The 21573-nt window shown below is 33.8% G+C and carries 18 protein-coding genes; 9 read left to right on the top strand and 9 right to left on the bottom strand.

The annotated features are described in order from the left end of the window. Window positions 1-52 precede the first annotated feature (52 nt). The 3 genes from LSO06_RS00810 to LSO06_RS00800 all read left to right on the top strand — a co-directional run bounded on the left by LSO06_RS00810 (window position 53) and on the right by LSO06_RS00800 (window position 4727). Window positions 53-1900 (top strand): putative glycoside hydrolase, encoded by a 1848-nt coding sequence (locus tag LSO06_RS00810; protein WP_231760200.1) that lies wholly within the window; start codon window positions 53-55, stop codon window positions 1898-1900. Between the two features lie 22 nt (window positions 1901-1922). After that, complete coding sequence (locus LSO06_RS00805; RefSeq protein WP_231760199.1) at window positions 1923-2900, top strand: calcium/sodium antiporter; 978 nt, start codon at window positions 1923-1925, stop codon at window positions 2898-2900. A 72-nt stretch (window positions 2901-2972) separates the two neighbouring features. After that, a complete protein-coding gene (locus LSO06_RS00800; RefSeq protein WP_231760198.1) occupies window positions 2973-4727 on the top strand; it encodes a hypothetical protein in 1755 nt (584 codons plus the stop codon). A gap of 1 nt (window position 4728) precedes the next feature. On the opposite strand, the gene LSO06_RS00795 is transcribed toward LSO06_RS00800, so the two are convergent. After that, window positions 4729-4896 carry a hypothetical protein gene (locus LSO06_RS00795; RefSeq protein WP_231760197.1) on the bottom strand — a complete coding sequence of 56 codons (168 nt, stop codon included), beginning with the start codon at window positions 4894-4896 and terminating at the stop codon, window positions 4729-4731. A gap of 77 nt (window positions 4897-4973) precedes the next feature. On the opposite strand from LSO06_RS00795, the gene LSO06_RS00790 reads away from it, so the two are divergent. Further along, window positions 4974-6572: an RHS repeat domain-containing protein gene (locus tag LSO06_RS00790; RefSeq protein WP_231760196.1), complete on the top strand. Its 1599-nt coding sequence runs from the start codon at window positions 4974-4976 to the stop codon at window positions 6570-6572. Here LSO06_RS00790 and alr read toward each other — a convergent pair. From alr to LSO06_RS00760, 6 genes are all read right to left on the bottom strand, one after another. Next, on the bottom strand, window positions 6564-7664 hold the full coding sequence (gene alr / locus LSO06_RS00785) for an alanine racemase (protein WP_231760851.1): 1101 nt from the start codon (window positions 7662-7664) through the stop codon (window positions 6564-6566). The two genes, LSO06_RS00790 and alr, sit on opposite strands and share 9 nt — an antisense overlap. Before the next feature lie 55 nt (window positions 7665-7719). After that, window positions 7720-8388, bottom strand: a complete 669-nt coding sequence (locus LSO06_RS00780; RefSeq protein ID WP_231760195.1) for a BB0158 famile outer surface lipoprotein — start codon at window positions 8386-8388, stop codon at window positions 7720-7722. A gap of 222 nt (window positions 8389-8610) precedes the next feature. Beyond that, a complete protein-coding gene (locus tag LSO06_RS00775) occupies window positions 8611-9339 on the bottom strand; it encodes a S2/P23 family protein (protein ID WP_231760194.1) in 729 nt (242 codons plus the stop codon). 222 nt (window positions 9340-9561) lie between these two features. Beyond that, entirely contained in the window at window positions 9562-9978 is a 417-nt protein-coding gene (locus tag LSO06_RS00770; protein WP_231760193.1) for a hypothetical protein, read from the bottom strand. 3 nt (window positions 9979-9981) lie between these two features. Then, a complete protein-coding gene (locus LSO06_RS00765) occupies window positions 9982-10314 on the bottom strand; it encodes a hypothetical protein (RefSeq protein ID WP_231760192.1) in 333 nt (110 codons plus the stop codon). Between the two features lie 108 nt (window positions 10315-10422). After that, window positions 10423-11559, bottom strand: coding sequence for an LIC_12708 family protein (locus LSO06_RS00760; RefSeq protein WP_231760191.1), 1137 nt, complete (start codon window positions 11557-11559; stop codon window positions 10423-10425). A gap of 61 nt (window positions 11560-11620) precedes the next feature. On the opposite strand from LSO06_RS00760, the gene secA reads away from it, so the two are divergent. Both secA and LSO06_RS00750 read left to right on the top strand, forming a co-directional pair. After that, entirely contained in the window at window positions 11621-14314 is a 2694-nt protein-coding gene (gene secA / locus LSO06_RS00755) for a preprotein translocase subunit SecA (protein WP_231760190.1), read from the top strand. A gap of 13 nt (window positions 14315-14327) precedes the next feature. Continuing rightward, window positions 14328-14939 carry a superoxide dismutase gene (locus tag LSO06_RS00750; protein WP_304502606.1) on the top strand — a complete coding sequence of 204 codons (612 nt, stop codon included), beginning with the start codon at window positions 14328-14330 and terminating at the stop codon, window positions 14937-14939. Window positions 14940-14980: 41 nt separating this feature from the next. Here the strand turns inward: LSO06_RS00750 and nagB are convergent, their stop codons facing one another. Together nagB and nagA are read right to left on the bottom strand one after the other, a co-directional pair. Beyond that, on the bottom strand, window positions 14981-15784 hold the full coding sequence (gene nagB / locus LSO06_RS00745) for a glucosamine-6-phosphate deaminase (RefSeq protein WP_231760188.1): 804 nt from the start codon (window positions 15782-15784) through the stop codon (window positions 14981-14983). 34 nt (window positions 15785-15818) lie between these two features. Continuing rightward, on the bottom strand, window positions 15819-17024 hold the full coding sequence (gene nagA / locus LSO06_RS00740; protein WP_231760187.1) for an N-acetylglucosamine-6-phosphate deacetylase: 1206 nt from the start codon (window positions 17022-17024) through the stop codon (window positions 15819-15821). 176 nt (window positions 17025-17200) lie between these two features. Here nagA and fliD point away from each other — a divergent pair, with 176 nt between their 5' ends. From fliD to LSO06_RS00725, 3 genes are all read left to right on the top strand, one after another. Then, a complete protein-coding gene (gene fliD, locus LSO06_RS00735) occupies window positions 17201-19201 on the top strand; it encodes a flagellar filament capping protein FliD (protein WP_231760186.1) in 2001 nt (666 codons plus the stop codon). Window positions 19202-19314: 113 nt separating this feature from the next. Beyond that, entirely contained in the window at window positions 19315-20319 is a 1005-nt protein-coding gene (locus LSO06_RS00730) for a flagellin N-terminal helical domain-containing protein (protein ID WP_231760185.1), read from the top strand. Window positions 20320-20452: 133 nt separating this feature from the next. After that, window positions 20453-21571, top strand: a complete 1119-nt coding sequence (locus tag LSO06_RS00725; protein WP_231760184.1) for an ATP-binding cassette domain-containing protein — start codon at window positions 20453-20455, stop codon at window positions 21569-21571. Window positions 21572-21573: the final 2 nt, after the last annotated feature.

Genomic DNA, 21573 nt, shown 5'->3' with positions numbered 1-21573 from the left:
AGTATCTGTTTTCAGATAATACTTATTTTAAAAAGGGTTGGATATTGTTTGTATGAAGTTTAATGTGTGTAGGATATTTTTTTATCCGATTTATTTTCTTGTCTTCTGTTTTTTTCTATGCTTTCATCTGTATTCTTTGGATGGAGCTGGGTATTTTAATAATAATGATTTATTTTTTGTTCACAAGGGTGCCTTGTATAAGAGGCATAATAATACAATATTTAAGGTTGAGCCGGAAGGGCTGGAGACCAGATGGGTATATCCTTTCGTAAAACCCGTTCCTAGAAGGATAACTTCAGTTTATGAAGATTTTTATTCATCTAGTGCTCTTCTAACAACGAGCGATTCTGTTTATTTTTCTCATAACTATTTTAAAAGCTTTGTAAAGTTATTCGGGAGAGATAGCTTTAATGAAAATTCTTATATTACATCTAGTGCACTATCTCAAGGGGAGAATAAACATATTGCTATTGGAACTTCTAATAGCGGAATCTATTTAAATATCAATGGTAGTCTGGATTTTAAAAGCTTAAATTCTTTAATTTCTACAACCTATTTAAGTGCCGGTTATTATGACATTATCAGTGCTATAGAGTTTTCAAAGAACAACCAAGGGGAATTGTATTGTTCTTATGGAATTTATGGAGATATTATTTTAATTAATACTGCCGTAGGGACTGTTAAAAGGTTAGATTTTCCCTTCAAGAAACAGATAGTTCGAATTATTGATTTGTCTAGTTCAAAGATAGAAAAATTGTTGGTTAGAACTTATGATAATCATTTTTATTCTTGTGTTGATGGTAAATGGGTTTTTGAGGGCCAATTTTCTGTTTATAGGGAAGATTTTTTTGAAAAAACAGAGAGGATAAATCTTGCTTCTAATAAAGGATCTATTTATTTAACAGCATATACCCTTAGAAATAAGACTGCTATTGATAGTAGATTTGAATTTATAAAAAGATTAGGAATGAATGCCGTTATAATTGATTTTAAAGATGATAGCGGTATTTTGACTTACCCGAGTGAGCTAGCTCTGCCAAATAAGATGAAGGCTGTTAGAAACTTAATTGATGTACCTTACATTTTAAAGAAGGCGAAGGAATTTGGCATATACGTTATTGCTCGAGTTGTTGTCTTTAAAGATAAAAAACTTTATTCTTATAACAATTTTGAGTATGCTCTTTGGAATAAAACAACTAATCAACCTTGGGCAAATATGATAAGGGTTAGTGAGGGTAATTCTTTTAAGTACGTTCAAAGGGAGCACTGGGTAGATCTGTTTTTAAAAGATGTATGGGATTACAATGTATCTATCGCGAAGGAGATCCAGTCTTTGGGGGTTGATGAGGTTCAGTTTGACTATATTAGATTTCCAACAGATGGGCCTATTTCTCTTATATCTTCGAGGGTTAGTAAGTATAGCATGAGAGCAATTGATGCTCTTGAGTCCTTTTTAATTATAGCTAGAAAAAATATTTCTATTCCTATTTCCATTGATATCTATGGCAACAATGGGTGGTTTATTACAAATAGCATTGGACAAAACATTTCAATGATTTCAGATTATGTTGATGTTGTCTCTCCTATGTTTTATCCTTCTCATTATACTAATGATTTCCTTGATAATGAGTTGTATTACACGACCCGTGCTTATAAGATTTATAAGGAGGGTAGCAATAGGGCTGCTGTGTTTTCTTTCAATAAGGTTATAATTAGGCCTTATGTACAAGCTTTTTTGCTTGGACAAGAACGAGGTGTAAGTAAGGAAACATATTTGGGGTATTTTTCTCATCAGTTAAGAGGGATTAAGGAATCCTTAGGCAATGGATTTAGTCTTTGGAATGCATCTAATACTTACTATATGGTTAAGAGTGATTTAAGTGAATTTTTACCTAATTAATGTGATTTAAGGGGAGATTATTTTGGAATACGTTCATTTTTTTTATGTAGCATTTGGTATATTCTTGTTGTATCTCGGTGGGGATTATCTTTTAAAGAGTTCTGTAAGTATTGCCACTTATTTTAAAGTTCCTAGTCTTTTAATTGGTGTTACCGTGGTGTCATTTTCAACCAGTGCACCAGAGCTTTTCACAAGTTTAATAGCATCTTTTAAGGGTAAAAATGAAATTATTGTTTCTAATATTATTGGAAGTAATATTATTAATATGTTGCTTGCACTTCCCTTAACGGGTATTTTTTTGAGTATTGAGACGGAGTTTAAGAGGCTTAGACTTTCTTTTATAGTTTTGTTTTTGTTAATGTTTCTTCTCTTGCTGTTTTCATTTGATCCAAATGCTTTAGCTTTTTTTAAGATGCCTTATCATAAGACTAGTTCATCAATAATTTTCATTTTCTTTTTATTTTATCTATTTTTGTTCTACAAAGAAGAGAGGAAATATAATTTTGTTTTAAAAGAGGCGGAAGAAATTAGTTGTGGTTATGGCGTTAGATTTTTATTATTAAATGCGTTTTCATTATTTTTAAGTATTTATTTTTTGTATTTAGGATCAAAATTGTTAGTAGATAGTTCAGTTTACATTGCTCACAATATTTTTAATGTTAGTGAAAAGGTTATTGGGATTATTCTTGTAGCTTTCGGGACTAGCATACCAGAAATTGTTGTTTCTCTGTTTTCTGTGGCTAGGAAAGAAACAGAGATTGCTATTGGAAATATTATTGGGAGTAATATATTCAATATTGGGTTGATTTTAGCTAGTAGTAGCTTTGTAAGACCAGTACTGATGAGTGATATTTATTTTATTGACTTTAGTATAATGGTCGCTGTAGCTTTAATTCTATTGTTAATAGTTAAGTTTAAGGGGGTCTTTAGCAAGGGGCCTTCTATTCTTTTTTTGTTGTTGTACGCTATATATAATATGCTTTTATTTGTAGTTGTTTAGCACATCAGTACTATGTTAATGTGGTCCTTTTTGTGTTATTATTTTTCCGTATGGGGAGGTTGAGAGTATATAATGAAAAAATTACCCGAAATTTTCTACCTGAATGATAAAGATTTGGACATATTGATATCTCAGATAGGAATTTCTTCAGATGCTCAGAAGATGATTTTAAGAGTTATTGTAGAGCATAAGCAAAATGATTTGGATTATGCCGAGTTTATAGAGGATTATTCTGTTAAGATTCGTGGCCTTAAGGGTGAGCTTGATTTTTTGTTTCGTAAGCTTTACGAAGTTAAGAGAGGAATTATTGTTAATAGAGTAACTTCGGAAGGGGAGTTTGTGCCTTTTCGGATAATCGTAACAGATGAAGGGAGTTATGATTTTTATTATTATGCTATTGAAGATTTATTTTTAAAACATTACGTTGGGATAGAACTTTTTAGTGCTTTGCTTACGGTTAAGAACATAGATTCAAGTTTATTGGCTTTTGAGAAAAAATTTATTCCTATATCCGATGTAGACATCAATTTTAAATACTTTCAGGAAAATTCTTCATTTAACAAGATATTTGTTTTAAATTCTTTAATAATTCCATCAGGAAAAGCTTTGTATTTCATTGAATTTATTAAGAAAGTATTATTTAACATTGCGTCCAATAGCATTGTTAAAGATATTTTTGTTAGAGCTAAAAATTTAAAACTTAGTGAGTATGATCGAATTTTGGAAGATGGTATAAGTGGGGTAGGGGTTGTTCATAATCTTCTTTTGGGGATTTTGGAAAATAAGGATGAAATTTTAAACAAGAAGGGAGTTAATATTCCTAAGAATTACTTTACTTTTTTAGAAATATTGAGTACCTATATTTCCAATGAGAAAAATTTAGAAGAGCTTAAGGCTGTGGAAAGTATTAGGATAGATGAAACTTTAAAATCAATTGAAAAAACAATGGAATTCAGGCCTGGGTATATTAATATGGAGGAGTTTCAGAAAATTCTTAAAGAGCATTCTGGAGAATTATCGGATCCTGAGTACTTTTTAAAAGTTGCCAATGAATATTTTTTTGAGTCCAAGATTAAAGATGTTTTACCTAGGGTGTTTAGTATTAAGTCTGGGGTGTACTTATATAAACCATGTGTTTATTCTATGTTTTTAAAAGAATTTGATCGAATCTTAATTGATATTAAGGATGAATTGAGAGATGGGTTGTTTAAAATTCTTAAAGGTGACCGAGATTCTTCTTCTATTCTTACTGAAGAAGGATTGGATAAAACTTTAAGAGAATTCATTTTAAATTATGGTATTAATGATTATTGTTTTAGAAATAAAGTTGCGTTTCTTGATTTTATTGTCTCTCATTATAGACGAGTTTCTAAAACTCAAAATATTCAGACTCATCTTAAGGATATAATAAAAACGGAAGCAGCTAAATATTTTAAGAATAGTAATGAATTTTTGCCACTTTACAGGGTGTATAAGATTGACCTGCCTGGTATTTTAAAATCTGCTTATAAGGAACTGGGCTTGCTAAAAAAAGTTCTTCTGTTCTTAACAGGAAGGCATCAAAGTTACAAGGAAGCTCTATCTAGACTAGATATTAAGGTAGGAATGAAGAGTAGCGTGGGGCTCTTCGATCCGAATGAAAGAGATCAGAAACAGCGTGACAAGAGACAAAAGCAAAGGGAGGACAAAATAGAACAGGCTAGAAATTCTTATGTTAGAAAGGGCAAGGAAACTCCTCCCTTCAAGGAAGCAGAGGCTAAAAACTATAGTAAAACAGAGCAAGACGAAGCCTGGTCCAAGTTTGGTGACAGACTTAACAAAAAGTGACCTAAAACAGGTCTTTAGGTCTCCTTGCTGTGTTCTTTGAAGTCTGGCATTCCGCATAGTGCCTTATTTTACCGTTCTCAAATCTAGACTTCATTACAATCTTCCCGCCCCACCTACTCAACAATTCCTTAAACCCGCCCCTTTGGGCATTCTTGGAAAGCTTTGCCATCTTAAACTCCTCACTGAGATGCTAATTTGCTGTATAATAAATCTATCAAAATAATGTTAATTGATCAAGGAACGACTATGTTTTTTATAATGGTTTTTATATCATATAATCTTTTTTCAAAAGATGTTTATTACAGGTATGTTGATTATGATATTAACTATAAAATAAAGGGAAAATATAAGATAAGCAAGGAAGAAGCTGAGGAAGAATGTGGATATAAGTTTACTTATAATGGTGAGGGGAAGCTTGTATTTGTTGATTATATTGGCAAGCTTAACATTTTAATTCCCTCTTTTTTTTGTGCAAATCAGATTAGAATAGAATATTCTAAGAATGTAGAAAGGCGTTCGTTTTTAAACGGCGGGTTTGCCGCTAAGAACTCAAAGGGAGTTTATATTGAGCAGATAGAGTATTTGTCGAGCAACAGAATTAAGAATATTTTCAACTATAATAAATCTAATGAAATTATAAAGGATAAGTATGGGGTTTTTTATTATTATTTTGTTTATCATGATAATAACAGCTTTGATGTTTACAGGTTTAGTGAGGCTGGATTTCAAATTAAAGATTTAAATGATGTTTATTATACTAGGGTTACCTATGATGATTCTGCTCGTACAAAGACGGTTTTCTATCATGATGATGGCAACTATAGTATGAAGGCTAAGAATGGAATATATGGGTTTAGATTAACCTATGATGGTGAGCATAATGTTATAAAGGAGGAATACCTAGATCAGTCATCTTATTTGTATGGAAATCCTTTCTCTGTTGCATTAAAGACATATCGTTATGATGTTGAGGGGAGAGTTATTGAAATTTTAAATTATGACCTTAAGCATAATCTGACTCCTGATGAGAATAATGTAGCGGTATATAGGTATGATTATAATTTGAAGGAAAAGGATTATTTTCATAAAGAATACAACTATGACCCCAGTAATAAGTTAACTATTAGTCAAAATGGTTATGCCATGAAGAAGACCATTTTTTATATACAAAATAATGAAAAAAGAGTAATAAATTATAGCAATAAAGTAAATAAAAATTACAAAAGTGATGTTCCTGCTACCTATGAGGAAAAGTATGAAATAATGAACAATTTTAAAGGCATTGCAGTTTATAGTTATAAGTACGACAGCAACTTTTATTTGATTGAGAGCCTTTTTTTTGATAAAAGTTTTAATTTAATAAGTGATTTAAATGGTGTCATGATTTATAAGTATTCTTATGATGAGGATGGGCTTCTTGCAGCTCAAGAGCATTATGGGGATTTTGATAATCCTATAGAAAACATCGAAGGTGTTTTCAGATATAAGTTCGCTTATGATGTTAATGGTAATATGATCTTAAAAAGTAATTATTCTAGGAGTGGTGTTTTGGTTGCAGATCTTAACTCTGTTTTTGAGTATGCTTATGAGTATGATAAACAAAATAGGCTTATTAGTCAGAAAAATTTTGGAAACTTAGGTCAATTGCAAGATGATGCGCATGGTGTTAGTGTGTACAAATATGAATATAATAAGTTTGGGAAGATTGCTAGGAAAACAAATCACGGACCCGATTTAAGATTAAGAGATGATATTGGGGGTATCTCGGTTTTCAAATGGATTTACGATAGCAAGGGCAATTTGGTTGACTTTCAAAAGTTTGATTCTTTGGGTAATTTAATATAAGTATTTTTTATCATCATGCTTGCCAATTGAACACAGTATTTCATACTTGCTCACCCCAGATTCTCTACTAAGTTCATCTAGAGTCAAATTTTCAGAGATTATTTCTACCTTCTCTCCTATGTTTATTTTTAAATCTTTAGGTATCTCGATTATCGTTGTGTTCATACATACTTTTCCTCTGATTGGACACTTTTTGTCTTTTATTAGATAACAAAAATTATTGGATGTATTTTGTGGAATACCATCAAAGTATCCAACAGGCACGAGTCCGATCTGTATGTCTTCTTTTGCTGTAAATAGGCCTGAGTATGATACTGATTCTCCTTGGCTTATATTTTTAAGAAATACAACTTTTGAATACAAACTTAATACAGGCTTGAGATTTAGATTGTTTTTTGACCTATTTGGATTTGAATGGTATCCATACAAAATAAGTCCAGGTCTTACCATGTTGAATTTTTTACTTATGGTGTAGTTCTCTGTGTGTGCTGAGTTGGATACATGGATAAATTTGGGATTTATGTTGTTTTGGCTAAGCTCATCTATGAAACATGTAAATTTTTCTGTTTGTTCTTTAGTGATTTTTGTATTTTCCGTTGTGGGTAAGTGAGTGCAAACCCCCTCTAATTCTACTGATTTTGAATTATGTATTTGATCAGCCAGGCCTAGAGCATTTTCTATCTTAATTCCATATCTGTTCATTCCAACATCAACTTTTAAGTGAACCCTTATTTTTTTATTTTGCCTTAAGCATTCTTGTTCTATTAAAGATAAGTAGCAAGAGTCGGCTACAAAGGGTGTAATATCAAACTTAACCAGATTTTTTATCTCGCTTCTGTCTGTGTTAATGTAGAGCAATGTTTTTGCATTTTTGTCGATTTTTTTAACCCTTATAGCCTCATCTATCCAGAAAAGACCAAAATAATTTACCCCTTTTTCTTTTAAAAAATTAAATGTTTCAATCAGTCCGTGTCCGTAAGCATCGGCTTTCAGAGTAGCTGCTAATTCCCTACCTCGAATGTGATTCCTAATTGACGTTAAATTACACTCCAAATTTTTAAAGTTTATGATAATCTCTTTCCGCTTGCCCATCCCCAACATTATATACTAGTTGATTTGAAATAAATTTTTCATTCCCTAAGTTTTTCTATTCTACCGGTATTGGAAAATGATTAAAATTTTGATCCTCATAAACTGTCCTTAGTTCCTTTTGAAACTCATTATATATCTGGGGATTGATTCTTATTTTATATTGCTTTTCTGAACCATCTTCCTTATTTTTTACTGTTATTCTTGAGATAATATAGTACCAGTTCGAGTTCTTGTAGTATCCAGCGATCGTTTTTGCCAGCGTGGGAGTTCTTAATACTCCAAAAGAATACGCGTCTGTGCAGCCCTCTTTTTGTGAGCTTTGTTTTCCAGTTGCCATTCCATTTAAGTAATATATAAAATCTCCATCATCGGGAGTTAGAAATTCTAGTTGTGTTATTTCGTATTTTTCTGAGGCCTCATTTGACAAGTCAAATGAAATGGTAGCTGCTGAGCCAATTACTACAAAAGCATTGACAAATGAGTAGGTTATGCCCTCAAGTTCTTTTATTTTTTGCCCTTCAGGGTCTGTTAAGTCCATATAAGGTGTGCTAATTGCAACTTCAGCCGTTATAAAAAAGATGCTTTGTTGCAATGTTTTAACATTTACTTTTATATTTTCCCTTACAATGTATTTAGAGTTTTGAAATGGGTCGATCGTGTCTGCTGCAAACAGAAATCGACCTAACCCTATGAAGATAAGAAATAAGATTGATTTTTTCGGCATTTTAGCATTCGTTTCCTTTTAAGTGATGTATTGTTTTAAATGTAAAACCATTCAATTGTACCATATCTGAGATTCTAATTAGCACTGATCCAGCAATAGAGTTTAGACCTTGTCTAAAGAGGGCATGCTGAGTTGTTCGTTTGCAATATTGAGCCTCGGCTACGATCAAGATAGAAGACGCCCTTATGGCATTTGAGACTAAAAAATAATGCGCTAGGCACATTATTTTAAGTCATCAAATAAATCATAATTTTTTTCTTTGATTTCTGGATACAGTCTGGCCACTTCCTTTAGCAGATCATGTACAAATCTTGAATTAAGAGATATGTCATAGATCTCTAATTTTTGAGTTTTTTTGTTTCTCAAAGTTAATTTAGCGATCATATATGTCCATTGATCGTCTATATATGTATTATCAAACGCCAATCTGACTTCATTAGTTATTGGTAGTCCGAAAGGAAAGGATGTTACATAACCTGTTTCTCCTGATGGTTCAGGTGGAAATAAGGCGGAGTCTTTAATGTCTAGGTTTTTTCCTGATGTTACTAGTCTTAAGTCGTCAACTGTATATTCCGGATCCCCTTTTGCAGTAGTCTCAATGAGAATAAAAAATGAAGCAGTAGCACTTAATTCTTCATTCATTTTAATAGGAGAGATTACGTAAGAGTATCCTAATTTTTCCTTAAGAGCAGGAATTTCTTGTCCCTGTTTATCAAAAATTGGCATTGCTTTTGTCTTTTTCCAAGTCACAGTCGCACTTTTATTTATTACGGGTAGTTTTTCTATGTATTTTGCTCCATCAATGAATTCTAATTTTTCATTACCTGCCTGTATTCCAATCTTTTCTTTATCAAAGTCAGCTTTTTTGGGGCCTCTGAAAAAGGAACACCCAATTGTTAACAAAACCAACGTAAGAAATACTATTAATTTTATATCTATTTTGTTCGCCATAATATTTTTCTCCTTTTATGACTAGTCATTTAAGCAATAGTGTTAAACATATTGATAGGAATTACACGCATAAATTGAGTCGTCATATTCTCCTTCTTTTATAAGAATAATTATCATTTTAAATTCATACAATAATGTTAAAGATAATAGCACAATTATATGGATTTTTAGTCATTTTGTGCAAATTTAGTTAGAATCGTAGACGGTTATATTGGGGGTAAATTATAGCAAGGGCACTTTTGCTGCAAAAAAATGGATTATTCCAATAATTATTGAAAGGATCCCTATCAACCTTTTATTGCCTTCAAGTATGGACTTGAACTTTCCATATTCTTTGCTGTTTTGAATGTTTGTTGGGATCTTTTGGCTTAAGAAAAAGATGAATCCTATGAAAAATAAGCTAACAGCAGGAAATAAATTCCCAATTATCGGTAACCCATAAGGCGTAATTATTTCAAAAATGCTAGCTACTAAAAACACTGTACCGAAAATACTTCTTATGCTCTTGTTATCATTAATCAAACTTACAAACTCCTCAAATATAACGAAAAACTTAAATTTCTCCCTTAAAATTGGAAATGCCAAAACTATGCCTCCCAATATATTAAGCAAGACTGATATGAAATACATCTGCAACATCGCTCAACCCCCAAAATCTAACAGCTTACTAAAGTAGACCCGATCCCCTTTTTCATTTATCAGGATTACATTTAATAAAACCTCATTTCTGTACGCAACACTAGTATATAACGTATAATTGATCTTGTCTATGTAAATCATATTGTTTTCAATGAGCTTGTCATCCAAGTATATTTCCAAGTTAGCTTTTCCTAACTCCTTGTTTGGGCTTTGGATATTTATTTTAATATATAAATTTTTATTCTCTTTCGTGTACTCTATTGTTACTCTAGGTTTATATTTTAGTTCTGATTTTTTAAAGTCGGGAATAAATACTATTTTTATAACAAATAACATTATGACAAAAAATGCCCCTGTGACTAAGTGCTTTTTTAGTCTTCTGTTATAGTTGCTTTGTGTCTGAGTCTTACAATTTTCTTGTCGCATAGGTTTAAACGCCTAGGGTCATAGTTTAAGCAGGGTATTTAAATTCCACCAATAGACACTCACTCCACTCTTTTCGCCATAAAGTATGCTAAGTATTCCATCCCTAGATAGACTTTCAGCGAGAAATGTAAGGTTTGGAGGTTCAATTAAAATCATTTGCTCTTTAATTTGTCCCTCATTATCAAGGCTCCATATTAAAGTATTGAGCAGATTCTTTATGCTAGTGGATGCTATTATCTTATCTTTTTGAATTCCAATGATATTTATAAAACTTTCCTGTTGATCATCTAACAAGTTTTTAGGCAGGACAACCTTGCTCTTTATTTCAAATTTTTTATTTTTGTTTAGACTTACTGTGTAAAGATATTGATTTTTAATTCTCACCCCAAGGTCATTAATATTTTCATTAGTTCCGATGTTTTCATAATAGGTTGTCTTTACATAAATAATTTTTTTGCTTACTTCAAAAAATACTTTATCTATTGATATGTTATATTTCTTGGTTTCATCTTCAGGTATTTGTAACATATGCTTGTTAACATAAACCTTGTAAAGGGGCAATAACTCGTTATCATAAGAATATATGATATATCCTTCACTATATATTGTTATTATAGCTATGTGATTTCCATCGTCAATATTTATGTCGTAAACTTGTGGGAATGGTGTTCCATTTTTGCCTTCTTGCCCTAGTACCTCTATGGATAAATCTTTATTTAAAATGAATATTTTCGTAAAGTACGCAATATTTTCTTTCTCATCGAATTTAGATTTTCCACTATCGAGTTTGTCTGACACTACAATAAAATCCTTTGATGGATAGATGGCTTGGATATTTTCAAAATCTACTTTTTTGATCTTAAGATCTTGATTTGTTTTAAATATTCCATTTTGGTAGGCTTGAATTAATTTTCCATAGGAATTAAAAATCATTAACTTGTTTGCTTTTGTCTCTACGATGTACACAAGGCCGTTGTATGTTTTAACATCAAAACTTGAGTTATTAAATCTATCCTCAAGTGGTGCAATTTCTCCAGGTAGGGTTCCAAATGGTATTTTGAATTGCTTCTCTCCTAGTTCGTTTAAAGTTTTAGTGTTACATGATATAATTACGAGGAGTAAATTTAGTATGTAAACTTTGTAAAACTTTCTCATATTTAGATGGTATTATTTTAAATGGTTAAAAGTCAATTATTTGGGAGAATTGATACCTGGTATGTTAAGAGCAATATTTGAGACGACTGTTGGCTCGAAGAATAAAAGAGATTTAAAAAATTATCTTCCTGCTTTAAGGAATATTAATAGGCTTGAGTCTTGGGCACTTTCTTTAGCTGACGAAGACTTTAGTAGGCAGACGGATAGATTTAAAAGTGAACTTAGGGAAGGTAAGACTCTGGAAAATATACTAGAGGAAGCATTTGCGCTTTCCAGAGAAGCAGCTAGAAGGCGGCTTAAGGAGAGGCCTTATGATGTTCAGCTTATTGCAGGACTTGCACTTCACCAAGGTAAAATAGTAGAAATGAAGACGGGAGAGGGTAAGACTTTATCTTCTGTTCAGGCTGCTTATCTGAACAGTTTAACAGGTGATGGGGTTATTATTGTTACTGTTAATGATTATCTTGCTGAGCGTGATTCAAATTGGATGAGGCCAGTTTTTGACCTTTTGGGGGTTAGTGTTGGTGTTGTACTTTCTGATATGGATTATGGTAGAAGGAAGGTGGAGTATGGTAGGGATATCACTTATGTTACAAATAATGAGCTTGGGTTTGATTATTTAAGAGATAATATGCGCTTTGATTTAGCACAGAAGTCTTTAAGAAATTTTAATTACTGTATCATTGACGAGATTGATTCTATTTTAATTGATGAGGCCAGAACTCCTTTAATTATTTCTGGTTCTACTGAGGGGGATACTAGGGCTTATCTTGAAGTTAATTCTCTTGTATCTCTTTTAAAGGAATGTTCTAGGAACCCAAAAACTGGAGATTATCCCTTAGAGATTGATGACCTTGACGGGGACTTTACGGTTGATGAGAAGAGCAAGAGGATATCTTTTACGGTGAACGGATTGAATAATCTTGAAAAAATTTTGGTTTCAAGAGGCATAATCAAAGGGTCTATGTATGTTGATCCTAATTTTAACTATGTTCATTACATGACTCAAGCCTTAAAAGCTCATTTGCTTTTCTTAAAAGATAGAGAATATATTGTTGGAGATTCTGGAGTTGAGATTGTTGATGAGTTTACGGGTCGTGTCTTAACGGGACGAAGATATTCTGATGGATTGCACCAGGCCATTGAAGCAAAGGAAGGTGTTAGGGTTGCTAGTGAAAACAAGACTATGGCAACAATTACATTTCAGAATTTATTTAGGATGTTTAAGAAGATTTCTGGTATGACAGGTACTGCTGATACGGAGGCTAAGGAATTTCATAGGATATACAATCTTGATGTCGTTGTTGTGCCTACCAATAGAGTGGTGGCAAGAATAGACGAGGATGATATTATTTATTACACTGAAGAATTCAAGTTTAATGCGATTACTGAAGAAGTTTATGAGGCTTACAAGAGGGGTCAGCCTGTGCTTGTTGGGACTGTCTCTATTGAGAAATCTGAAATTTTGTCAAATATGTTTAAGAGTAGAGGTATTAGGCATGAGGTGCTTAATGCTAAGAATCACTTTCGTGAAGCTTTAATTATTGCTGAGGCAGGAGCAAAGCATTCTGTTACGATTGCTACTAATATGGCTGGTAGGGGTACTGACATTAAGCTTGGGGGTAATCTTGAGCATCGAGTTCGTAAGAAGATTGGGACGGGGGCAAGTCTTGAGGAGTTTCAAAGAGCTGTTTGGGAAGAACGGGATCAGTATCTTAAAGACTATGAGGAAGTGAAGAAACTTGGTGGGCTTTATGTTATTGGTAGTGAGAGGCATGAATCAAGAAGAATAGATAATCAACTTAGAGGGCGAGGGGGAAGGCAGGGAGATGCAGGGCGATCAAGGTTTTATGTGTCCCTTGAAGACGACTTGATGCGTCTTTTTGCAGGTGATAGTTTAAGGTCGTTAATGGGAAAGCTTGGGATGGCCACAGGTGAACCTATTGCACATTCTTTGTTAACAAGATCCCTAGTTAATGCACAAAAGAGAGTGGAAGATAGGAATTTTGAAATTAGAAAGCATCTCTTGGAATATGATGATGTTATAACAAAACATAGAGAATTTATTTATGCACAAAGAGATTCAATCCTTGCTGATGATAACATTAAGGAGCGCCTTCTTCTTTCTTTAAGGGAATATCTTGACTTTTTGTTTGATGATGTTAAAGGTGACGTGGTCACGGGTTCTGTTTTAGGCGAGATAAATTCGATTTTTGCTCACATGATGGGGGATATTGGTTCTGTGGAAGGAGCTGGTATTTTAGATTTAAAAAATAGGTTGATGGAAGTTGCTAAGACTAACTTAGTTGAGAAGGAAAGTTTAATTGGCCCTGAGCTTTTAAACGAATTTCTGAGATACGAGTATTTGAAAAATATTGATTCTAGATTTCAAGAACATCTAGCAAATCTCGATTCTTTAAGAGAGTCTGTTTATCTTAGGTCTTATGCTAATAAGAATCCGATTACCGAGTACAAGGAAGAGGGATTTATAATTTTTAGTGAGCTTGTAAAAGATATTAAGGTTGAGACTATAAGACGAACTTTGCAAATGAAGGTTGACGTTGATTCTAGTGATTATGAAAATAAACCTCTTAAGAAAATAAAAGCTACCCATAAAAAATTTGCAGATTTCGTTTCTGGAGAAGGGAATAAAGGAGGCGTGCAAATAGTTAGGAGTAGTCCCAAAGTGGGAAGAAATGAGCCTTGTTACTGCGGGAGTGGTAAGAAATATAAAAATTGCCATGGAAAAGGCTAGAGAGGAGGATTTTGTGTTTAAGTTACCAGAACTTGGTTACGCTTATGATGCATTGGAGCCGTATATTGATGCTAGAACTGTGGAACTTCACCATAGTAAACATCACAACGCGTACACAGTAAATTTAAATTCTGCCCTTGAGAAAGCAGAAATGAATTATTCTAAAGATATTGAGAGTATATTAAAGAATATTCAACGTTTTCCTCAGGAATTACAAACGACTATAAGAAATAATGGAGGCGGGTATGCTAATCATGACATGTATTTTAGGGTGTTGAGGCCTGGGAATGGGGATAATATTTTAGAAAGTTTTGAGGAGCACGTTAATACTACTTTTGGAAGTCTTGATGGGCTTAAGGTGGCTTTAAAGGATTCAGCTATGAAAATTTTTGGAAGTGGTTGGGCATGGCTAGTGATTCATGCAAAAAAGGAATTGCAAATAGTAACAAGACCAAATCAGGACAGTCCTTTGATGGAGGGCTATAAACCTGTTTTAGGTATTGATGTTTGGGAGCATGCATACTATCTTAAATATCAAAATAGAAGGGCAGATTATCTTGATGCGTTCTTTAAGGTCCTAAATTGGGAAGAGGTTTCAAGGGTATACAATGAGGCAATAGGGTGATATTGTTTGAAGGGTTTGCAAGCTAAGCTGGGATGGGTATGTTATACGTCGTTATTGAAATTGTTTTTTTCAATGTCATCGAAGTATTTTACCGTGCCGACTTTAAGCTCATATGTTGCAGGTACGTCCGAGACGATAGCTGCTTTTGCGTGCAGCTGTAGAGCGCTAATTGTCCACATGTGGTTAACTCCGCTTTCAATTGCGTGTTTTAGGGCTCTTGCCTTGTTGTGTCCGCTTACAATAATTAACACTTCTTTTGAATCCATAATTGTTCCTACTCCCACAGTTAGTGCACTTTTGGGAACTTTATTAACATCGTTGTCGAAAAATCTAGAATTTGCAATAATTGTGTCTTGAGTTAAGGTTTTAATTCTTGTTCTTGATTTAAGAGATGATCCTGGTTCATTGAAAGCAATATGGCCATCAGGGCCAATTCCGCCCACAAAAAGCGCAATACCACCGTAGGATTTAATTTTTTTCTCATAGTCTTCACATTCTCGATAAAGATCAGTAGCGTTGCCATTTAGAATATGCACATTTTCATTCTTTATATCTACATGCGATAGAAAGTTATTCCACATAAATGAATGGTAGCTTTCGGGATGGTTTTTATCTAGTCCTACATATTCATCCATATTAAAAGTAACCACATTTTTGAATGAAATTTTTCCAATTTTGTGCATTTCAATTAGGTTTTTATACATTCCAAGAGGAGAACTACCTGTCGGAAGGCCCAGGACAAAGGGTTTTTCTTTTGTTGGTGAAAATTCTTTTATTCTCACAGCTACATGGTTGGCAGCCCATCTTGAAATATCTCTATATTCGGGTCTAATGATTAATCTCATCTATGTTTGTCTCCTTGTATTCTGCTAGTTAGAATCAAAGTTTGTTAAATATTATTCTTGATTCTATCATTGTCAGTTTTAAGTTTAGGTCCTTATCAATAACATTTATGTTTGCATCATAACCATGGCATATTAATCCTTTTTTTTCAAGATTAATTATTCTTGTTGGGTTATATGAACTTGCTTGAATGGCGTCGCTTAAGCTATAGCCAAATTCTACTAAGTTTTTAACACCTTGTTCCATTGTAAGAGCTGATCCTGCAATTGTGTCACCTCTTACTGTATGAAATAATCCATCGTCTTTAAGGTAGACTTCATCTCCATTAGCGAATAACCTTCCAGTTGCTTGCAGAGTTGGTGTTAATCCGTCGGTTACAAGAATCAATTTACTTATGTCCTTAAGCTTTCTAAGCATTAAAACAAGTTTCGGATGAATATGATATCCGTCAGCAATAATTTCGCAAGATATATCGCCATGGATCAAGACAGCCCCTATTGCATTTGGATTTCTGTGATCAAGCTTTGACATTGCATTGAAGAAGTGAGTTGTGTGGAGTATTCCTACTTGAAAACCTTCAATCATATTTTCATATTTTGCGTTAGTGTGACCTGCTTGAAGTGTTATGTTGTTCTGCATGCAAAACATTGCAAGCTCTCTCATTCCCTTAAGTTCGGGAGCAACCGTCATTGTGGCGATATTTGTTCTCTTCCTCCCAAAAGAGTCTGTAAAAGGCCCGCCCGCTGCGTCTATGAATTTTTTCATGATTTCAATACTTGGTTCCTGAAGATAAGAGATAGGATGAACACCTTTTTTTTCAGGAGAGAAAAAGGGTCCCTCAAGGTGAAGTCCTAAGATCTTTGCTCCCTTTTCTTTGCCCATCGCATCCGTGCATGCACTAATAGTTGCAATCATTTCATCAATAGGACGAGGATAAAGCGTGGGCAAGAAACCCACTACGCCATACTTTGCCAAATGATGCGACATTTGAATTATAGAATCCGTAGAACATTGATCAGTTCCATAACCACAAAAGCCATGTATGTGATTATCGTAAAGGCCTGGTGTTACGTAGTTGCCCTTAATATCAATCATCTCATAGTCTCTTAGGTCAATTTTTTCAAGTCTATCAGCCGTTACGATGTCAAAAATTTTACCGTCTCTAGTAAGGACAGCCGAATCCTCTATTTTATCATTCCCTGTCAGCACAGATTTTGAGTTGAATAAGCAGAAATTTGCCATATTTACTCTCCTATTGACTTAAATTTTACTATAAGCGAACATGTTTTTAAAGGCATGCATCTGTTTCTCCAGTGTGCTTTCAATCTTACGTATTTTCCACTTTGCTGGTTTTCTAGACAGATCCCGTCATTAATTTTCGAGCCTTCTGTGTTAAACTTTTCACAGGGGGTATTTTGATGTCTTCTGGATTTTTTGTTCCAGGTGTGGATAGCAAGTATAATACTAAGGAGATCCGAGAGTCAATGCTTAAGGGCGACAAGGCTAGGATAGATACATCTTTGAAGAAACTTGAACACCTAGAGCAGGAAAAGAGTGCTTGGCAGGTGATTAATAGGAAGGTGTCTACTCTAAATTCGCTCGCAAAGCAAATTACATCTCTTAATAGCCCTTTCAATAACATGTCAGGAAAGTCTAGTAACAGCGATGTACTGTCTATGTCCGCTCGTTACGGAGCTAGGAATGAAACTTATAGAATTAATGTTAATCAAGTAGCAAATTCGGATGTTTTCTTATCTGCAAATTTTAAACAAAAAGAGGTCGAGGTCCCTGCGGGCGATTATACGTTTTTAGTTGGCACTAAGGAGATTAAGTTTAAAAATAGTGGTGATATTGTCTCTCTTGTAAGGGATATTAATAGTCGAGGTAAGGGATTTTTATCTGCAAAAATTGTCAAAAGTGATAACGTTGGGAATAGTAGATTGATTTTCCAATCTTTAAAAGAAGGTGAGTCCAATAAACTTATTATGAGGGATGAAGCTTTAAGGCTTGCTAAAAAAATAGGTATTTTAAGTGAACATGAAACGAATTTCATCCCAGATCTTACAGAAATTATTAACACTCAGCAGAACAGTAGTAATAACATTTCTATCAGTAAAAATAATATTACATTGGAACCCCTTTCGGAGATTTCAATAAGTATTCCGGAAAATATTGAGGTCAGCGGAGGGAGCAAAATTAAATTTGAGATTAAGTATCATGATACTGAAGATGAGGGTGTTTTAAACAAGATTGTTTTTAACCCCGGTGAGGCTACATTTGAGGACGCTAGGGTTGAGGGCGAAGATAGCATAATTAATCTTGGACCTGATCATAAGCTTCCTTTAAGGGAAAAGAAGTATATTCAACTGAATATGATTAAAATACATAGCAATTCGGGGTCTCTAGAATTGCCACCAATAAATGTTTCCAGTGAGTTTGAGAAGGTTGAAGTTGAAATTGGAGCGCTTTTAGATCTAAAGGAGATAAATATTGAGAATAAAGTTAATAACAAGGTATTTACTATTCGTGGCGTTGAAATTTTTGACCCAAGAAATAGGGATGGTTATTTACCAATAAACGCTAAAAGCTTTGCAGAGAATGCGAAGGTGAGATTTGATGGGATAGATGTTGAACGTGATTCTAATGTTATTAATGATTTAATTCCTAATGTTACGCTAAATTTGAAAAAAGCGTCGGATGAAATTATTATTGCTCAGGTTGAGCCAGATTACGAGGGAATTAAAAAACTTTTATTGGATTTTCTTGTGGCTTACAATGAAGTTCTTGCTGAAATTAATATTGTAAATTCTAATGAAGATAATACGGAGGGTAAGAAGTCAGATGTGCTAGAGGAGTTAACTTACTTAAGCGAAGAAAATAAAGAAGAGGCCTATAAGAATTTAGGAATTCTTAGGACAGAATACGCACTAAAGAATCTGAAAGCAAGGTTAGAATCGATCATGTTCAATAGCTACAGGACTAATGACCCTAACTTCTCCATAATAAGTCAAATAGGAGTGTTTACTAACTCTATATCTTCTTCTGGTGGACTATCTCGTTATTTACAACTTGATGAGAAAAAATTCAAGGAGATAATACAAAACAACATTGACTCTGTAAGAGAACTTTTTGCTTTTGATCTTAATGAGGACCGAATTTATGATGATGGACTTGCTAAGGTACTTGGGGATTATTTATTTCCTTTAGTAAGCTCTGGAGGGTTTATTTACAATAAAATAAGGAGTTATGATCTTAAGATTCCTAATCAGAAGAGTGTAGTTGAGGATTATAGGAAGCAATATGAAGAACGAGAGAGGAAAGTGGAGGGCGAGCTTAACACTCTGGATTTTACTGTGAAGAGAATGAAAGAACAAGAAGGGGTTCTTAAATCTTTTGATTTACAAAGACAAAATAAGTAATGAATTCATATTTAATTGGCATTGTATTTATCTTTTTCTTATTTTTGTGATATCCTTCTTAAAAGGTGAAGGGATTCGCCGAAAATGCGTTATGAATCAAGGAGGAACATTATATGATTATAAATCATAACACTTCAGCTATTAATGCTTCAAGAAATAATGGTATTAATGCTGCTAATCTTAGCAAGACTCAGGAGAAACTTTCTAGTGGGTATAGAATTAATCGTGCGTCTGACGATGCTGCTGGTATGGGTGTTGCTGGGAAAATTAATGCTCAAATTAGAGGATTGTCTCAGGCATCTAGAAATACTTCAAAGGCCATAAACTTTGTTCAAACAACAGAAGGAAATTTGAATGAAGTAGAGAAGGTGTTGGTAAGAATGAAGGAACTTGCGGTTCAATCTGGTAATGGTACTTATTCAGATGCGGACAGGGGGTCTATTCAGATTGAAATTGAACAACTTACAGATGAGATTAATAGAATTGCTGATCAATCTCAATATAACCAGATGCACATGTTATCAAACAAATCTGCTGCTCAAAACGTAAGAACAGCTGAGGAGCTTGGTATGCAACCTGCTAAGATTAATACACCTGCTTCATTGTCTGGGGCTCAGGCTTCATGGACTTTGAGGGTGCATGTTGGTGCAAATCAGGATGAGGCTATTGCTGTTAATATTTATGCGGCTAATGTTCCTAATCTTTTTGCGGGAGAGGGTGCTCAGCAGGCTCCAGCTCAAGCAGGGAATCAACAGGAAGGTGGAGCAGAGGCACCGGCGGCGGTGGCAGCACCGACACAGGGTGGGGTTAATTCTCCGATTAATGTTACAACTACTGTTGATGCTAACATGTCACTTGCTAAGATTGAGAATGCTATTAGGATGGTAAGCGATCAGAGAGCTAATCTTGGTGCTTTCCAAAATAGACTTGAGTCTATTAAGAATAGTACGGAGTACTCTATTGAAAATTTAAAGGCTTCTTATGCTCAAATTAAAGACGCTACTATGACAGATGAGGTCGTTTCATCTACAACTAATAGTATTTTGACACAGTCTGCTATGGCTATGATAGCGCAAGCAAATCAAGTTCCGCAGTATGTGTTGTCACTTCTTAGATAAATTTGATTTTTAAGTATAAAGGGTCTTTTAAAAGACCCTTTATTTTTGCTTACATCAAGAAAATTATAATGATGTTTTAGCATTAGTTTATGTTAGTATGTTTTGCTTGCGATGTTTTAATTAGGAGTTCGCTTTGTACAAGGCTAGCGTTAGAGTCAGGAACCTTTATAAAACATTTTCTTATAGTGGTAATAAAAGGCAAATAGTTAAGGCGATAAACGACTATGAGGCGGGTAAAGATAGAACGGAAATCTATAAGGAATCTTCCATTTTTATTGCGAATGCTAATATTAGTCTTGATGTTTATGAAAATGAAATTTTAGTTATTATGGGGATGTCGGGTTGTGGTAAGTCTACTTTTGTTAGATGTCTAAATGGTATACATAAACTAGATTCCGGATCTATTTTGGTAGACAATATTGAGATGAATGATATTAATCAAAAAGATCTTTCTACGTTAAGGAAGGATAAATTTGCTATGGTGTTTCAGAATTTTGGACTTTTCCCACATATGAATGTTTTAAGAAACGTGACTTATGGACTTGAAGTTAAGGGGGTTAACAAAAAAATTAGAATACAGAAAGCTCTCGATGTGTTAAGACTTGTGGGGCTTGAGGATGCTCGGTATAAATATATAAACGAACTTTCAGGTGGAATGAAACAAAGGGTAGGAATAGCACGTGCTTTGGTGGTCGATCCAGATATACTTTTAATGGATGAGGCTTTCTCGGCTCTTGATCCTCTAATCCGAGGGGAAATGCAAGATGAGCTTTTAAGGTTGGTAGATAAATTAAAGAAGACAGTTGTATTTATTACTCACGATTTAATTGAGGCTTTTAAGTTGGGCAACAGGATAGCTTTTATGAAAGATGGAGAAATTATTCAAATAGGAAAGCCTCTAGAAATATTAGCAAATCCTAGTACGGACTTTATAGCTAATTTTATTAAAAATCTTCCTGTTTTAAACATTTTAAAGATTAAAGATATTATTAAGGTAGATTTTTCTCTTAACATGAGTTCTAGTGGATTTAATGTTATCATTGAAAGGAGTGGCGATGGGTTTAGTTTGTACAACACAGCTAGCAAAGTAAGGTTTAGTAATCTTGTTTCTTTAAGATTAGGGTTGGATGATGAGATAAAGAGGGTTGTGCAGTATTTGAATAAATTAAATTATTTGATAATAACGGATGATCAAGACGGTATTGTTGGATATATTGATTTGGGAGAAATTGCCACTTTGTTATCAAGATAGGG

This window comes from Borrelia sp. RT5S (assembly GCF_021165755.1).
GTDB lineage: Bacteria > Spirochaetota > Spirochaetia > Borreliales > Borreliaceae > Borrelia.
Note: the sequence above shows the minus strand (reverse complement) of the source record. Positions and strands in the feature narration are given on the sequence as shown.

What these genes read in the sequence shown, in the direction of transcription:
- alr (WP_231760851.1), bottom strand. Translation starts at nt 7,664, where the DNA reads ATGGGCAAGCGGAAAGAGATTATCATAAACTTTAAAAATTTGGAGTGT.
- secA (WP_231760190.1), top strand. Translation starts at nt 11,621, where the DNA reads ATGTTAAGAGCAATATTTGAGACGACTGTTGGCTCGAAGAATAAAAGA.
- nagB (WP_231760188.1), bottom strand. Translation starts at nt 15,784, where the DNA reads ATGAGATTAATCATTAGACCCGAATATAGAGATATTTCAAGATGGGCT.
- LSO06_RS00795 (WP_231760197.1), bottom strand. Translation starts at nt 4,896, where the DNA reads ATGGCAAAGCTTTCCAAGAATGCCCAAAGGGGCGGGTTTAAGGAATTG.
- LSO06_RS00810 (WP_231760200.1), top strand. Translation starts at nt 53, where the DNA reads ATGAAGTTTAATGTGTGTAGGATATTTTTTTATCCGATTTATTTTCTT.
- LSO06_RS00790 (WP_231760196.1), top strand. Translation starts at nt 4,974, where the DNA reads ATGTTTTTTATAATGGTTTTTATATCATATAATCTTTTTTCAAAAGAT.
- LSO06_RS00780 (WP_231760195.1), bottom strand. Translation starts at nt 8,388, where the DNA reads ATGCCGAAAAAATCAATCTTATTTCTTATCTTCATAGGGTTAGGTCGA.
- LSO06_RS00765 (WP_231760192.1), bottom strand. Translation starts at nt 10,314, where the DNA reads ATGTTATTTGTTATAAAAATAGTATTTATTCCCGACTTTAAAAAATCA.
- LSO06_RS00775 (WP_231760194.1), bottom strand. Translation starts at nt 9,339, where the DNA reads ATGGCGAACAAAATAGATATAAAATTAATAGTATTTCTTACGTTGGTT.
- fliD (WP_231760186.1), top strand. Translation starts at nt 17,201, where the DNA reads ATGTCTTCTGGATTTTTTGTTCCAGGTGTGGATAGCAAGTATAATACT.
- LSO06_RS00770 (WP_231760193.1), bottom strand. Translation starts at nt 9,978, where the DNA reads ATGTTGCAGATGTATTTCATATCAGTCTTGCTTAATATATTGGGAGGC.
- LSO06_RS00760 (WP_231760191.1), bottom strand. Translation starts at nt 11,559, where the DNA reads ATGAGAAAGTTTTACAAAGTTTACATACTAAATTTACTCCTCGTAATT.
- nagA (WP_231760187.1), bottom strand. Translation starts at nt 17,024, where the DNA reads ATGGCAAATTTCTGCTTATTCAACTCAAAATCTGTGCTGACAGGGAAT.
- LSO06_RS00730 (WP_231760185.1), top strand. Translation starts at nt 19,315, where the DNA reads ATGATTATAAATCATAACACTTCAGCTATTAATGCTTCAAGAAATAAT.
- LSO06_RS00800 (WP_231760198.1), top strand. Translation starts at nt 2,973, where the DNA reads ATGAAAAAATTACCCGAAATTTTCTACCTGAATGATAAAGATTTGGAC.